The sequence below is a fragment of the Arthrobacter psychrochitiniphilus genome, from assembly GCF_003185915.1.
In the GTDB taxonomy this organism is placed as follows: domain Bacteria; phylum Actinomycetota; class Actinomycetes; order Actinomycetales; family Micrococcaceae; genus Specibacter; species Specibacter psychrochitiniphilus.
On the sequence record NZ_QHLZ01000005.1, the window covers coordinates 127265 to 141376 of the forward strand.

Here is a 14112-nt window from a genome sequence, read left to right on the forward strand (position 1 = left end):
CAGTTGGAAGAGCGGCAGTAGTACAGACAGAAGTGCGGCAGGTGAAGTGCAACGGCGGGATGAACGGTGGGAGCGAACATGTTGGACATGCAGGAAATCCTGGATGAGATTGTTGCCCATGTGGCGCCGCTGTGTTTACAAGGCGAGGTGGCTAGCTACATTCCTAGTCTGGGGGAGGTCTCCCCGGATAGCTTCGGTATTTGTGTCGCCATGGCTGACGGTGAGGTTTTCGGAGCGGGGGACTGGCAGAAACCATTCTCAATCCAAAGTATTTCAAAAGTATTCTCATTGGCGCTAGTCATGTCCTATGACTATGACTCCATCTGGAAAAGGGTGTTCAGGGAACCCTCCGGCACACCCTTTAACTCGATGGTTCAGCTGGAAGCAGATCGCGGGATTCCCCGGAATCCATTCATCAATGCGGGGGCCTTGGTAGTTACCGACAGGTTGCTCTCCATCACCGGAGACGCGGCCGCTTCGGTACGGGGCTTGCTGAGACAGGAATCCGGGAATCCGGAGGTGGAGATCGATGCACTGGTGGCCGCTTCCGAGGCGGACCACGGTCACCGGAACGCATCCATGGCCCATCTTCTGGCAAGTTACGGGAACCTGGAGAATCCAGTGGATGAAGTGCTGGATAGCTACTTCAAACAGTGCGCCCTCGCCATGAGTTGCGAAGATCTGGCCAAGGCATCGCGCTTCTTGGCCCGGCACGGAGTGGCTGCTGGCGGTACGCCATTTTTGAGTCCTAATCAGAGTAAACGCGTCAATGCCGTTATGCTCACCTGCGGAACCTATGACGCTGCCGGGGAGTTCGCCTACCGTGTGGGCCTGCCGGGTAAGAGCGGAGTGGGTGGCGGCATTGTTGCCATTGTGCCCGGACGCTGTTCCATTACCGTGTGGGGTCCAGCGCTTGGACCCAATGGAAACTCCGTGGCGGGCATTGCGGCGCTGGATGAATTCACAGCCAAGACTGGCTGGTCCATCTTCTAGGCGTGGAAGCGTAACCTAGCGGGGAGCATGCAAGCGCAATGAGGGCTCGGAACGCACTGTTCCGAGCCCTCATTGCGCTCACGGATTCTGATCCTTGCGGACTATCCCAAGTTTGCTGCTTGTTTTAGCTAGCAGCCGTAGTAGAGCTCGAACTCGTACGGGTTCGGGCGCAGCTGCAACGGCTTGATCTCGTATTCACGCTTGTAATCGATCCAGGTGTCAATCAGGTCCTGGGTAAAGACGCCACCGGCCTGCAGGAACTCGTTGTCGTTCTCGAGAGCGATCAGTGCCTCTTCGAGCGATTCGGGAGCCTTGGGGATGTCCTTGGCTTCCTCCGGGGGCAGCTCGTAGAGGTCCTTGTCGATGGGAGCCGGAGGTTCAATCCGGTTCTTAATACCGTCAAGGCCTGCCATCAGCTGGGCGGCGAAGGCCAGGTACGGGTTGGAGGAGGGATCCGGTGCGCGGAACTCCAGGCGCTTGGCCTTCGGGTTGGAGCCTGTGATCGGGATACGGATACCGGCGGAGCGGTTGCCTTGTGAGTACACCATGTTCACCGGGGCTTCAAAGCCCTTGACCAAGCGGCGGTAGGAATTCACCGTGGGGTTGGTGAAGGCCAGTACGGCGTCTGCGTGCTTGAGGAGGCCGCCAATGTACCAGCGTGCCATGTCTGACAGGCCAGCGTAGCCCTTCTCGTCGTAGAACAACGGCTCACCGCTGGTCCACAGCGACTGGTGGCAATGCATGCCGGAGCCGTTGTCACCGAAGACGGGCTTGGGCATGAACGTGACGGACTTGCCCCAGGCCCATGCAGTGTTCTTGATGACGTACTTGAACTTCTGCATGTCATCCGCAGCATGCGTGAGGGTGTTGAACTTGTAGTTGATTTCTGCCTGACCGGCAGCGCCAACCTCGTGGTGGGAGCGTTCGACCTCAAGGCCCGCAGCGTCCATCTCAAGGCACATGGCGTCACGCAGATCCGCCTGGTGGTCAATCGGGGCCACGGGGAAGTAGCCGCCCTTTTGCGGTGTCTTGTAACCGAGGTTCCCGCCCTCTTCCTTGCGGCCCGTGTTCCAGTAAGCCTCTTCGGAATCGATCTTGTAAAAGGAACCCTGCGGGGAGGATTCATACTGGATGTTATCGAAGACAAAGAATTCAGCTTCAGCGCCGAAGAAGGCGGTATCGGCGATGCCTGTTGACTCCAGGTAAGCCTCAGCCTTTTCGGCCACACCGCGAGGGTCACGGTGGTAAGGATCGCCCGTGCGGGGGTTCACAATGGAGAAGTTCAGTGCGAGCGTCTTTTCCTTGCGGAACGTGTCCACAAAGGCGGTCTTGGGATCTGGGATCAGCTGCATATCTGATTCGGCGATGCCCTGGAATCCACGAATAGAGGAGCCGTCAAAGAGCTGGCCGTGGACAAAGAAGTCCAGGTCAACTGTTTTGGCCGGAACATTGAAGTGCTGCTGGACGCCGGGCAGGTCAGTGAATCGAATATCGACGAACTTAACATCTTCGTCTTTGATGAACTGGAGGACTTCTTCCGCGTTCTTGAACATCTACGCTCCTTGGCGCTGGGGATTTTGGCCGACTGGGTGCGGCCATAGTGCATGTACAACTGGCATAAGCCTAGAACGGTGCCATTACTCACTAGTGACGGAAATGTTTCCGGCACGTTACATCCCCTCCATGCCTGCCCGATACCCGGGTTTCACCCGGCGGCGGTAGGCTGGTGGGGTGGTAGATCGTAAAGACATAGCTTCCTGGCTCAGTGGGCCGGACACTTCCAATATATCCAAATTCCCGGGCGAGCGTTTAGGCCAGCCCGAATCCGGTCCCGGATCCATGGCTCGGGCAGGGCGGCGCATTATTGCCCTCTGCATCGATTGGGGTCTTTCCTACCTGATTGCGATTGCCTTCTTTGACGGCAATCCCAACGCCATTCTTGCCATCTTCGCAGCCGAACAAATGCTTCTTGTAGGCCTTCTTGGCTACAGCGTGGGCCACCGCATCATGGGCATTGAAGTGGTCAGGCTGGATGGCCGGCAGCCCGGGTTACTGGCAGGAGTGATTCGGGCCCTACTGGTCTGCCTGGTCATCCCAGCCATCATTGTGGATGCTGATCACCGCGGCCTTCACGACCAGGCCATCAAGTCCATCTTGATCCGCCGCTAGAGACGTGCGAGCCAGACAGGCATGTTCGAAGCAGATGTGAAAGGGCCCGGCAGGAATTCCTGCCGGGCCCCTTCACGTATCAGTAGTTACTAGCGTCCGCGTGAGGCTTTGCGGTCGGGGCGTGCCTTGTAAGGGTCAATACCCTTGGGGATGGGCAGCTTGTTACCCATGGAGGTGATGCGCTTGTTCACGGCACTGACCTCAACCTTGGTCAGCTCATTCTTGAGCTTGCCCATCTTCTTAGTGACCTTGGCGATCGGCACCTGTCCTTCACCTTTGCCAGTCTCAATGACCGTGACAGTGACGTTGGGCAGGATCCGGTTCAGACGGCGTCGTTCGGCGTCGACCAAGCCCTTGACACGGGTGGAGGGGCCTTCGGTCACCAAGACAATGCCGGGCTTTCCGATGGCACGGAACACCACGTCCTGGGTGCGTGGGTTCACCGATGCGGGCTGCTCGTCAAAGATCCACCCCTTCTTCAAGGAGCTCAGCGCGGCACCGGCTGCACCTGCCTTGCCTTCAATCTGTGAGTAGGCAGCGCGTTCGGCGCGGCGGGACATGATCAACAGAGCGCATAGCAGGCCCAGAGGGATGCCGAGCAGCAAACCTGTGATCCAGTTATCCAGCAAGAAGCCGATACCGAAAGCAACGGCGATGGGCACCAGGAATGCGCCAAGCATCAGCCAGGTAACCATCGGATCATGCTTACGGGTCATCTTGAAGATGTCCACCATTTGCTTGATACGGCTGGGCTTTTTGTTCTTTTTCGGCTTCTCAGCCTTGGGCTTGCGCGAAAAAAGGGAGCGCTTGGTGTCGTCAGTGCTGCTGGATGATGAGTCAGATTTGGCCATAGTGATTCAATTCTAGCGGGTTTGGATGGAATTATTGTGCGGCCAGCAAGGACGCGGCTTCCTGGCGTGTGAAGCCTGAATCTTCAATGCCTTCGGCAATGTGGGCGAGGTGTTCCGGGATGTCCAGGCCCTTCTTGCGCATGGCCGTGGCCCAGAGCCGGCCGGCCCGGTAGGAGGAGCGCACCAACGGCCCGCTCATGACACCCAGGAACCCAATTTCCTCGGCTTCTTGAGAGAGTTCCAAGAACTCTTGCGGCTTGACCCAGCGGTCCACGGGAAGATGACGTTCAGAAGGGCGCAGGTACTGGGTGATGGTGATTAGATCGGTTCCGGCATCGTGCAGGTCCTGCAACGCCTGGGAGAGTTCCTCGCGGGTTTCTCCCATGCCCAAGATCAGGTTGGACTTGGTGACCATGCCCAGGTCCCGTCCCTGACTGATGACATCCAGAGAGCGGTCGTAACGGAAGGCGGGGCGGATGCGTTTGAAGATGCGCGGAACGGTCTCGACATTGTGGGCGAACACCTCGGGGGCTGACTCGCAGATCGCGGCGATGTTCTCGGGCTTGCCGGAAAAGTCGGGGATGAGAAGTTCGACGCCGGTGTTCGGGTTGAGTTCGTGAATCTTACGGACCGTCTCGGCGTAGAGCCAGACGCCCTCATCTGCCAGGTCGTCGCGGGCCACGCCCGTGACGGTGGCGTACCGCAGGTTCATTTTGACCACAGAGCGGGCCACCTTGGTGGGTTCAAACATGTCAATGGGTGAGGGTTTGCCCGTATCAATTTGGCAGAAGTCACAGCGGCGGGTGCATTCAGACCCGCCAATGAGGAACGTGGCCTCCCGGTCTTCCCAGCATTCGAAAATGTTGGGACAGCCTGCTTCTTCGCAGACAGTGTGCAGCCCCTGGCCCTTAACCAGGTTTTTCATGGCAATGTACTCAGGGCCCATGGAGACCTTGGCCTTCATCCACTCAGGCTTGCGCTCCACAGGGACGGCCGCGTTCCGCTGTTCAATGCGCAGTAGCTTGCGCCCTTCAGGTGCCAACGTCACAGCAATACTCCTTCTGGCCGAGCCGCATCTGCGGGGTTGGCGGTTGATGCCACTGGGGGCTCTGGTTCGGTGATGAGAGGCGCCAAGAACCTTGTTGTGGCGTCCTTTAGGTGATGCAGCAGCCCCGTCGGAGTAATGTCAACCCCGGTCTCTGCCGCCATGGTGGTGGTGCCAGCATCCGCAATACCGCAGGCGATGATCTGGTTGTAGGGGGCCAAACTGTTGTTGGCGTTGATGGCGATGCCGTGCATAGTCACGCCTTCGTGAACCCTAATACCAATGGCTGCAATTTTCCTGGTGGGACCCTTGGCATCGGAGAGAAGCCAGATGCCTGCGCGTCCGTCGACACGTACGCCAACAATGTTGGACTTGGCCAGGACTTCGATGATGATCTCTTCGAGGGCGTGGACATACTCGCGGATACTGTGAGCATCCCGCAGGCGGACGATCGGGTACATCACGAGCTGGCCTGGGCCATGCCACGTGAGTTTGCCACCACGATCAACATTGATCACGGGTGTCCCATCGAAAGGCCGCTCGTGGTCTTCTGTCCGTTTGCCCGCTGTGTAAACAGGGGCATGTTCTAGAAGCAGGACAGTGTTAGGCGCGGTGCCTGAAACGACGGCGCCGTGGACGCGACGTTGCAAGTCCCAGGCGGTGGCGTAGTCAATGAAATTCGGGGTAAATCCAACTTCTGTGAACTCAACACTCATAGCTGACACTTTAGAGGATGAAGCTTTTTCGCGTAAATCAGAAAATACTGGCGGCCGTCATAGCTGTGGATAACTTCAAGCAAGATCTGCAAATGGCGACTACTACTTAGATATGGACATTTCCGCGAACTCTGTGCGCACGTCGAGGCCGCCTCGCCTTTCCGGCTTTGATCCCGTGCGGTGTCTGGGGCAGGGGTCACAGGGGCAGGTGTGGCTGATGGCCCCACAGGACGGTTCAAAGCATGTGGCAGCAAAATTTTTGGTTCCCGCACCCGGCTCGTTGGCCGTGAGTCAAAGAGTAGACCCGCACCGTCATAATGAGAGCCAGGTCACGCGAGAATGGGGGCTTCTGGCCCAGTTCAGGCATGAACATCTGATCCCGGTAGCGGGACTCGTGACAGACCAGGATGGCTCTCTTGTCCTCATCATGGAGTATGCGGCGGGAGGTTCCTTGGCCCAGATTGTGCACGCCAGGGGAGTTCTTTCGGTGGGAGAGGCCGTGACAATCCTGACGCCCATGGGACAGGTGCTGGATTTTTTGCATGAACGCGGAGCGGTTCACGGCGATATTTCCAGCGGGAATGTGCTGCTGAGCGCCAGTGGAAAACCGTACCTTGCCGACTTTGGCGTCAGCCGGGTGCTAGGGGACACCGTGGAAACGCCATCGGGCACCGCGGGGTTCTATTGTCCATCCGATACGCGCCGCGATACGGCATCTGATGTTTATGCTCTGGCCGCAGTGGGCTGGTTTGTATTGACGGGGTACACCCCACCGCTCACCCGTGGCCGGGCTCCCTTGTCCAGTCTGGTCCGGGATGTGCCCCGTGAACTTGTAGCAGCCCTCGAAGCCGGGTTGCAGGAAGATCCGAGGCAGAGACCCACGGCGGCGGCTTTGGCCCAAGCAGTCTTTCGAAGTGCACGGGCGGAGGCGCTCATCTTGGCCCACGCTGTTCATCCCAGCGTCCTCCCCGAGCTACCGACCCGTCATAGTGTACTGGTCAAACCAAAGCGGCGTCGGAAGGTGCGCTCTCACGGCCGGTCGTGGTTTATGGGTGGCATAAGAAACGGTGGCGCGGAAGTTGCTCCGTTGAAGAAGGCGAGTTGGTTCCGGCGGCACAGGAAAATCAAGGGGTTGGCACCGCTGTGGGGGAGCGGTGAAAGGGTGCCTAGGCCTGCTAAGAATCCAGTCGCACGGTTGGAGGTAGGAGCAGACGGGCAAAGGCATCGACGGGCTGTGCATCGAAGGCAAGGGCGCCGACGAGACGGGCCTGCCAGACAGGGGCGCCGTGATCGAGTGGGCACAAGGGCCAGCAACTTGCGGCTCTGGTTAATCGCCCTATTGGTCATGGGAGTACTCCTGTTTGGGGTTGCTGTGTCCGTGGGAGGACGGCTGCAGGGTGATCTAAGGACCCCGGGAACGAATCAAACCCCACGTGACCAGGACGCACCGGCAGCGGAGGCTGTTGAGAAGGCACCTGTTTGGGCCCGGGCACTCCCTCCACAGATCCGTTTGGGGCTCATGTCAACGGCGGCGGCGGATGCGCTGCCAGCGCTGGCGTGGGTGCGTTCTTATGCACTTTCCAACACGGATGAGACTCTCCTTAGCCACATTAATGCGGCTAACTCGCCGGCACTGGCGGCAGACGTGGCCATAGTGGAGGCTTTGGAAGCGGAAGGTCACGTCTTCACGGGGTTGGAATTCACGGTGGAAAAAGTCCATCACACCCCTGCTGGAGGATCAGTAACAGGGGGTGACGTAGCTAAAGATGCCATTGCCACGGTGCAGGCCACCATTATTACCAGTGCCTTCGCAGAGCAGGACTCCACCGGGGCGCTGGTGCACAACTATCCAAAGGAGCGGCGCCAAGAGCTTCGATTCGTGCTGACGCGGGCAGATTCTAGATGGACCATTCAAGAAATTCTTAACGCCGCCCCCACGCCACAATAGGGTCCGTTCCGAAATGAGCTCACAGACCTGACCAGACGCGCTTTCAGCGGCACTCACACAAGAGGCGGCAGCCGCAAAAGCAGCTGCCGCCTCTTGGCGAACGTTGGTAAAGACTATGCTTCGAGTGTCGCGTCGAGGGTGATTTCCACTCCGGCCAGTGCCGCCGAAACGGGGCAACCTGACTTGGCTGCGTTGGAGATCGTATCGAAGTCTTCCTGGCTGATGCCGGGGATCTTGGCGGCAAGAGTCAGGTGGCTGCCGGTGATGCCGGTGCCGGGTACAAACGTCACGGCGGCGCTGGTGTTGACGTAGTCGGCAGCGTGTCCGGCCGTGCTGAGCTCGTTCGAGAATGCCATGGCGAAGCAGGATGCGTGCGCGGCGGCGATCAGCTCTTCCGGGCTGGTCTTTCCCTCGGCAGCTTCTGCGCGTGCCTTCCAGGTGATATCAAAGGTGCCAAGTTCCGAGCTGTCCAAGGTGACCTGTCCGGCGCCGGTGGGAAGGTCGCCGACCCAGCCTGCGTGGGCGTTGCGAGTTGTAGCCATGGTAACTCCTTATGAAGATTCAAATGGGGTGTAGCTTGCTGCGTGCAGCCAGCTATACAACTACCATATGCTCTTGATCGCCTCGGCGTGAACGGAATTGAAATTCCACATCGTAAAACTACCAAGATTCGTCACAATTGGCACAACCGCATCGCATAGACGCTTTTAGTGTTCGCCGTGGCAGAACCGCGGGAGGCAATAAGCTGGCTGCAAAAAAACAGCGCGCCCCCGTGGTCATTGCCTTGAATGGGCAGCCGTTACGGGAAGCGCGCTTAATGCAGTGAGGCGGTGCCTGCAGGTACAGCCTCGTAAGGAGTTAGACCCAAAAGACGGCGACGGCGATATTGATCAAGGCCATGCCGCCCACTGCGTGTGCCAGTCCCTTGGAAACGTCCTGGTTGTTCTTGATCTTGCGGCGAGCGATGAACGCTGCGACGGCAACAATGAGGGCGATGATTAGCTTGACGCCAATTTTGACGTTGTTGACATCTCCATCACCCATTTCAGCCAGCCCAACCAGCAGTAGTCCCGTGATGAGCTGTGTCAGCGCACCGATCCACTGCCACTGGCTAACGGTAGGCGTCTTGAAGGCGGCAAGCCAGCCGCCAACAATCGCAGCGGCACCAAGAATATGCAAAAATACGAGCACTAAGCGTAAAAAGTCCATGCCCTCAGTTTAGGCAACTTGGTGACAGAGTGTCTATATAGGGCAGCCTTAACTAACGACGGCGGTGTGGTGACTGAAGAATCCCAAGTCACCACACCGCCGTCGTACTTCTGTGAAGAAAGTGCTTACAGGCCGAGGTCAGCTTCGAAGGCGCCACCCTCAAGGCGGGCCTTGAGGGTCTGCAAGAACCGGCCAGCGTCTGCGCCGTCCACCAAACGGTGATCGTACGTCAGGCACAGGTACATCATGTGACGGATGGCGATGGTGTCATCACCGTCTGCATCAGCAACAACCACTGCGCGCTTGACGATCGCGCCGGTGCCCAGGATGGCAACGTTGGGCTGGTTAATGATGGGGGTGTCGAACAGTGCGCCAACGGAGCCGATGTTCGTGATGGAGAACGTGCCGCCGGAAAGCTCGTCCGGGCCGATCTTACCGCTGCGGGTGCGTGCGGCAACATCGGAAATCTTGCCGGCCAGGCCTGCAAGGTTCAGATCTCCTGCGTTGGAGATGACAGGGACCAACAGGCCCTTGTCAGTGTCCACAGCAAACGCCAGATGCTCGGCGTTGTGGTAAGTGATCATCTGAGTTTCCTCATTGTATTCACCGTTGACCGAGGGGTGCGCCTTGAGCGCCTCGGCGACAGCCTTGGCAATGAAGGGCAGGTACGTCAGCTTGGTGCCGTTGACGGCCTGGAACTGGTCCTTTGCCTGGGTGCGCAGCTTGACGATCCGCGTCATGTCAATCTCGTGCACCTGCGTGAGCTGCGTGGAGGCTTCCAGCGATTCGCGCATACGGCGGGCAATAACCTGGCGGATGCGGGGTGCCTTGACCGTGGTGCCGCGCAGTGCTGAAGGCACCACGGCGGGAGCGGACTTCGCTGCCGGGGCGGGGGCTGATGCGGTGGCCGGAGCTGCAACGGCCTTAGCGGCCTCTGCTGCTGCAAGGACGTCTTCCTTACGGATACGTCCACCAACACCGGAACCGGTGACCGTGGCGAGATCAACACCGTGGGTCTTGGCCAGCTTGCGGACCAACGGCGTCACGTAGTTGGACTCGGCGCCTGAGGCCGCAGGGGCAGCAACAGGAGCCGGAGCAGTAACGGGTGCCGGGGCGGCCGGAGCGGGAGCTGCAACAGGAGCCGGAGCGGCAACAGGTGCAGCAACGGGTGCCGGGGCGGCCGGAGCGGGTGCTGCAACAGGAGCCGGAGCGGCGGCAGGTGCAGCAGCTGGTGCGGTACCGGCGGAACCGATCAGCGCCAGGACGCCACCAACTTCGGCGGTCTCATCCTCGGGTACGCGGATTTCCAGCAAGACGCCAGCCACGGGGGAGGGGATCTCAGTGTCAACCTTGTCGGTGGAAACCTCGAGCAGCGGCTCGTCCACTTCGATGGTGTCGCCAACGGCCTTTAGCCAGCGGGTGACGGTGCCTTCGGTGACGGACTCACCCAAAGCGGGCAAAACCAGCTCGTGAGCATCGGTGGCGGCAGCAGGAGCTGCCGGAGCGGCCGCAACTGGCTCGGCCACAGGGGCTGCAGCAGGCTCAGCCGGAGCTGCCTCAACGGGCGCGGCTGCCGGAGCCGCCGGTGCGCCGTCGCCAGTGCCAATGCGGCACAGGGCAGCTCCGACTTCTGCTGTTTCATCCTCAGGTACAAGGATTTCTTCCAAGATGCCGGCGAAGGGTGACGGGATCTCGGTGTCAACCTTGTCGGTGGAAACTTCCAGTAAGGGCTCGTCAATTTCGACGCGGTCCCCAACTTGCTTGAGCCATCGTGTGACGGTTCCTTCGGTAACGCTTTCACCCAAGGCGGGCAAGTTCACGGATTCAGACATTGCGTCCCCGTTCTCCTTCTCGTGCGCTGCATTTGCATCGTTGTGAACGCTTGTGCATTGCTCCGAAATTTTTATTCTTAAAGTATTGGATTCAGCTTAGTGCACCCGGCGCTGGCGCCGAGTGCACTAAGAAGTTGTTGCTAGCCGTGGAGCGGGCGTCCGGCCAAGGCCATTGCCGCTTCTCCCAAAGCTTCGTTCTGCGTGGGGTGTGCGTGGATGAGGCCTGCAATATCCTCCGGGTACGCTTCCCAGTTCACAATCAGCTGTGCTTCACCGATCTGCTCACCAATGTGGGTGCCGATCATGTGAACACCCACAACGGGGCCATCCTTTTCGCGGACAAACTTGATGATGCCGCTGGTACCCAAGATGGCGCTCTTGCCGTTACCAGCAAGGTTGTACTCGGTGGATTCGACGTTAGCGTCGCCAAACTTTTCCTTGGCCTGCTTCTCGTTCAAACCGACGGAGGCAATCTCCGGGTCACAGTAGGTGACCTTGGGGATGTTGATGTCTTCGACGATGACCGGGTTCATGCCGGCGATTTCCTCGGCCACAAAAATACCCTGCTGGAAGCCGCGGTGAGCAAGCTGGATGCCGGGAACAATGTCGCCCACGGCGTAGACGTTGCCTACGCCGGTGTGCAGACGATCGTTGGTGATGACGAAGCCGCGGTCAACCGTGACACCAGCTTCTTCAAAGCCCATGCCGGCTGTGGACGGGCCACGGCCAACGGCGACCAGCATGAGGTCAGCTTCGAAGGTCTTGCCGTCAACCAAGGTTGCCTTGACGCCGTCGTTGTTCTGCTCCACACCCTGGAAGAAGGTGCCGGTGTTGAACTTGATGCCACGCTTGCGGAAGGTGCGCTCAAGGACCTTGATGATGGAGGCATCTTCGTTGGGGACCAGTGAGGCCATACCTTCGATGATGGTCACATCGACGCCGAAGGACTTCCACACGGAAGCAAATTCGACGCCAATGACGCCGCCGCCAAGCACAATGGCGCTCTTGGGCAGTTCAGTCATTTTCAAGGCTTCATCAGAGGTGATGACCTTGCCGCCAATTTCCAGCCCGGGCAGGCTGCGGGAGTATGAACCCGTGGCCAGAACAATGTTCTTACCCGTGTAGTTCACACCATTGACGGTGATGGTATTGGCAGCGGTCAGACGGCCTTCGCCTTCGATGACCGTCACACCCTTACCCTTGATGAGTCCCTGCAGGCCCTTGAACTTCCCTGCAATGATGTCGTCTTTGTACTTGTTAACGCCCACCAGGTCAATGCCATTGAGTTGGCTGTTGACACCGATGGAGGATCCTTCACGGGCGAGGTCTGCGACCTCGGCTGCGTGAAGCAGTGCCTTGGTGGGGATACAGCCGTTGTGCAGGCACGTACCGCCCAGCTTGCCCTTCTCCACCAGACCAACGGTCATACCCAATTGGACTGCCCGCAGAGCAGTGGCGTAACCGCCGCTGCCACCGCCCAGAATCAAAATATCGAATTCTTGCCCAGCTGCCTGTTCGGCCACTTAGACGCTCCCTCGCGTTCGGGTGACGCGCGCATTTTTGGCGCGTCATCTCATCATTTATTGAGAGAAGGCTGAGAGTTCTCGTGGAACTTCCAGACTTCTTCGAAGTCAAAGATAAATACTTTCAGGGTTTACCTTACGTTAGTTGCCTAGTACTGCACCGTCACGGGTGTCACAGAAACGCGAATGTGGTCATACTCACTTTTTTGAAACTGCTGCAGCAGCCGTGACGGTGTGGTGGCGTTTACGCGCTTCGCGCAACAACATCCTCAACGTAAGCCACCAGGGTCCGGACGGACATTCCGGTTCCCTGCTTGGGGGTGTAACCGTAGGGTGCGCTTTCGTTGAAAGCTGGCCCGGCAATATCCAAATGGGCCCAAGGAATGGTTTCTCCGTCCTTGCTCTTGCCAATAAACTCCTGCAAGAAGACGGCTGCGGTCATCATTCCACCCATGCGTTCGCCAATGTTGGCCATGTCCGCAACGGGGGAATCCAAGGAAGGGCGTAGCTCCTCCGGCAGCGGCATGGGCCAGATGAGCTCGCCTGCCCTGTCGGCCGCAGCCTTCAGTGCGGCGGTGACACCCTCATCGCCCATGACACCGGCGGTGCGATGACCCAAAGCCATGACTTGAGCGCCCGTCAGAGTGGCAACATCAATGATGACATCGGGGAATTCCGCTGAAGCAGCAACCAGGCCATCGGCCATGACCAAGCGTCCCTCGGCGTCAGTGTTGAGCACCTCAACAGTTTTCCCGCCGAACATTGTCAACACATCGGAGGGGCGGATGGCCGTCCCTGAAGGCATGTTCTCGGCAATGCACAGCCAGCCGGTGACATTGACGGGAAGCCCCAGAGCTGCCACCGCCAGCACGGCGTTGAGTACTGCGGCAGCACCTGCCATGTCACATTTCATGGTGACCATTCCGGCGCCGGGCTTGATGGAAATTCCGCCGCTGTCAAAGGTAATGCCCTTGCCAACGAACGCGAGGTTGGCCACGGCGCGCTCTGACTTGTATTCAACCTTGACCATGCGCGGAGGCCTTGACGAGCCCTGGCCCACGCCCATGATGCCGCCCCAGCCTTCCTTCAGCAGGCGCTTCTCATCCAGAACCGTGAGCTTCACGGGTAGGCCCTTGGAGAGTTCCCGTGCTGCGTCAGCAAATGTGGCCGGGTATAACGTGCTCGGCGGTTCGTTGACTAGGGTGCGGGTGGCATTGACAGCCTTGGCCACAATGGAGGAGCGCTCCAAGGCGGCTGCCAGTTCCGGGTCCTTAGCCAGCGTGGAATGAATTGTGACCTTGGAGACGGGGAGTTTGCGCCCGGATGCGCTCGTGTGCATGCTGGCGAACTGGTAGCTGCCCAATGCGGCACCCTCGGCAAGCGCGGCAACATGGCTGACCGTTGTAGTTGGCACGGCAAAAACCACATGCTTGAGACCTGCAAGTGCACGCAACGTGGCACCTGCCATCCGGCGCAGCGCCTCTTCGGTGACAGCGGTTCCCTTGACGGGTCCCACACCAGCGAGCACCAAGATGGTGGCACCCGTATCCGGGTGTCCGGGCAGGCGCACCACCTGGTCAGCTGCTCCGGTCACGCCCAAAGCCGTCAACGTTTCCTTCAAGGACGCCAAGGCTGCGGGGGAGAGCGGGGAATCGAGGATTACAGGACCGTTGGCACCCTTGGCCACAGCAATCACCAAGGCATCGGAGGAAGCTTTCGCCAAGTCGGTATTGATGACACGGAAGCTGATAATGTCTTTGACACTCACGGGAAATTTTGTCCTCACTGTGGGGTGTTGATGAATTGTGATGCTGTCTTCGATCGTA

Annotated in this window: 11 protein-coding genes and 1 pseudogene; 3 read left to right on the forward strand and 9 right to left on the reverse strand. The window is 58.9% G+C overall.

All coding sequences use genetic code 11. The features are described from left to right. Nucleotides 1–81: 81 nt before the first annotated feature. The gene (locus CVS29_RS09360) at nucleotides 82–993 is read left to right on the forward strand and encodes a glutaminase (RefSeq protein ID WP_110106232.1); all 912 of its coding nucleotides are present in this window, start codon (nucleotides 82–84) and stop codon (nucleotides 991–993) included. 128 nt (nucleotides 994–1121) lie between these two features. On the opposite strand, the gene glnA is transcribed toward CVS29_RS09360, so the two are convergent. Further along, nucleotides 1122–2546, reverse strand: a complete 1425-nt coding sequence (gene glnA, locus CVS29_RS09365; RefSeq protein ID WP_110106063.1) for a type I glutamate--ammonia ligase — start codon at nucleotides 2544–2546, stop codon at nucleotides 1122–1124. Between the two features lie 178 nt (nucleotides 2547–2724). Here glnA and CVS29_RS09370 point away from each other — a divergent pair, with 178 nt between their 5' ends. Then, nucleotides 2725–3162, forward strand: coding sequence for an RDD family protein (locus CVS29_RS09370; protein ID WP_110106064.1), 438 nt, complete (start codon nucleotides 2725–2727; stop codon nucleotides 3160–3162). A gap of 89 nt (nucleotides 3163–3251) precedes the next feature. On the opposite strand, the gene CVS29_RS09375 is transcribed toward CVS29_RS09370, so the two are convergent. From CVS29_RS09375 to lipB, 3 genes and pseudogenes are all read right to left on the reverse strand, one after another. Further along, nucleotides 3252–4013: a DUF4191 domain-containing protein gene (locus CVS29_RS09375; protein ID WP_110106065.1), complete on the reverse strand. Its 762-nt coding sequence runs from the start codon at nucleotides 4011–4013 to the stop codon at nucleotides 3252–3254. A gap of 31 nt (nucleotides 4014–4044) precedes the next feature. Further along, nucleotides 4045–5061: a lipoyl synthase gene (gene lipA, locus CVS29_RS09380; protein ID WP_110106066.1), complete on the reverse strand. Its 1017-nt coding sequence runs from the start codon at nucleotides 5059–5061 to the stop codon at nucleotides 4045–4047. Next, nucleotides 5058–5804 (reverse strand): annotated as a pseudogene (lipB, locus tag CVS29_RS09385) (lipoyl(octanoyl) transferase LipB); the annotation flags it as partial. The pseudogene lipB and the gene lipA, both read right to left, overlap by 4 nt. An 82-nt stretch (nucleotides 5805–5886) precedes the next feature. On the opposite strand from lipB, the gene CVS29_RS09390 reads away from it, so the two are divergent. Then, nucleotides 5887–7722: a serine/threonine-protein kinase gene (locus tag CVS29_RS09390; RefSeq protein WP_110106068.1), complete on the forward strand. Its 1836-nt coding sequence runs from the start codon at nucleotides 5887–5889 to the stop codon at nucleotides 7720–7722. 113 nt (nucleotides 7723–7835) lie between these two features. On the opposite strand, the gene CVS29_RS09395 is transcribed toward CVS29_RS09390, so the two are convergent. The 5 genes from CVS29_RS09395 to CVS29_RS09415 form a co-directional block, all read right to left on the reverse strand. Beyond that, nucleotides 7836–8264: an OsmC family peroxiredoxin gene (locus CVS29_RS09395; RefSeq protein ID WP_110106069.1), complete on the reverse strand. Its 429-nt coding sequence runs from the start codon at nucleotides 8262–8264 to the stop codon at nucleotides 7836–7838. A 316-nt stretch (nucleotides 8265–8580) separates the two neighbouring features. Continuing rightward, complete coding sequence (locus tag CVS29_RS09400) at nucleotides 8581–8931, reverse strand: hypothetical protein (protein ID WP_110106070.1); 351 nt, start codon at nucleotides 8929–8931, stop codon at nucleotides 8581–8583. Nucleotides 8932–9056: 125 nt separating this feature from the next. Beyond that, the gene (sucB, locus tag CVS29_RS09405; protein ID WP_110106071.1) at nucleotides 9057–10763 is read right to left on the reverse strand and encodes a 2-oxoglutarate dehydrogenase, E2 component, dihydrolipoamide succinyltransferase; all 1707 of its coding nucleotides are present in this window, start codon (nucleotides 10761–10763) and stop codon (nucleotides 9057–9059) included. A 140-nt stretch (nucleotides 10764–10903) separates the two neighbouring features. Continuing rightward, nucleotides 10904–12286: a dihydrolipoyl dehydrogenase gene (gene lpdA / locus CVS29_RS09410; protein ID WP_110106072.1), complete on the reverse strand. Its 1383-nt coding sequence runs from the start codon at nucleotides 12284–12286 to the stop codon at nucleotides 10904–10906. Between the two features lie 244 nt (nucleotides 12287–12530). After that, a complete protein-coding gene (locus tag CVS29_RS09415) occupies nucleotides 12531–14054 on the reverse strand; it encodes a leucyl aminopeptidase (RefSeq protein ID WP_245932145.1) in 1524 nt (507 codons plus the stop codon). Between the last annotated feature and the right edge of the window lie 58 nt (nucleotides 14055–14112).

Bases quoted from the DNA above. Each gene is read 5' to 3' on its own strand.
- glnA (WP_110106063.1), bottom strand. From the start codon at position 2,546: ATGTTCAAGAACGCGGAAGAAGTCCTCCAGTTCATCAAAGACGAAGAT.
- CVS29_RS09375 (WP_110106065.1), bottom strand. From the start codon at position 4,013: ATGGCCAAATCTGACTCATCATCCAGCAGCACTGACGACACCAAGCGC.
- CVS29_RS09390 (WP_110106068.1), top strand. From the start codon at position 5,887: ATGGACATTTCCGCGAACTCTGTGCGCACGTCGAGGCCGCCTCGCCTT.
- CVS29_RS09395 (WP_110106069.1), bottom strand. From the start codon at position 8,264: ATGGCTACAACTCGCAACGCCCACGCAGGCTGGGTCGGCGACCTTCCC.
- CVS29_RS09400 (WP_110106070.1), bottom strand. From the start codon at position 8,931: ATGGACTTTTTACGCTTAGTGCTCGTATTTTTGCATATTCTTGGTGCC.
- sucB (WP_110106071.1), bottom strand. From the start codon at position 10,763: ATGTCTGAATCCGTGAACTTGCCCGCCTTGGGTGAAAGCGTTACCGAA.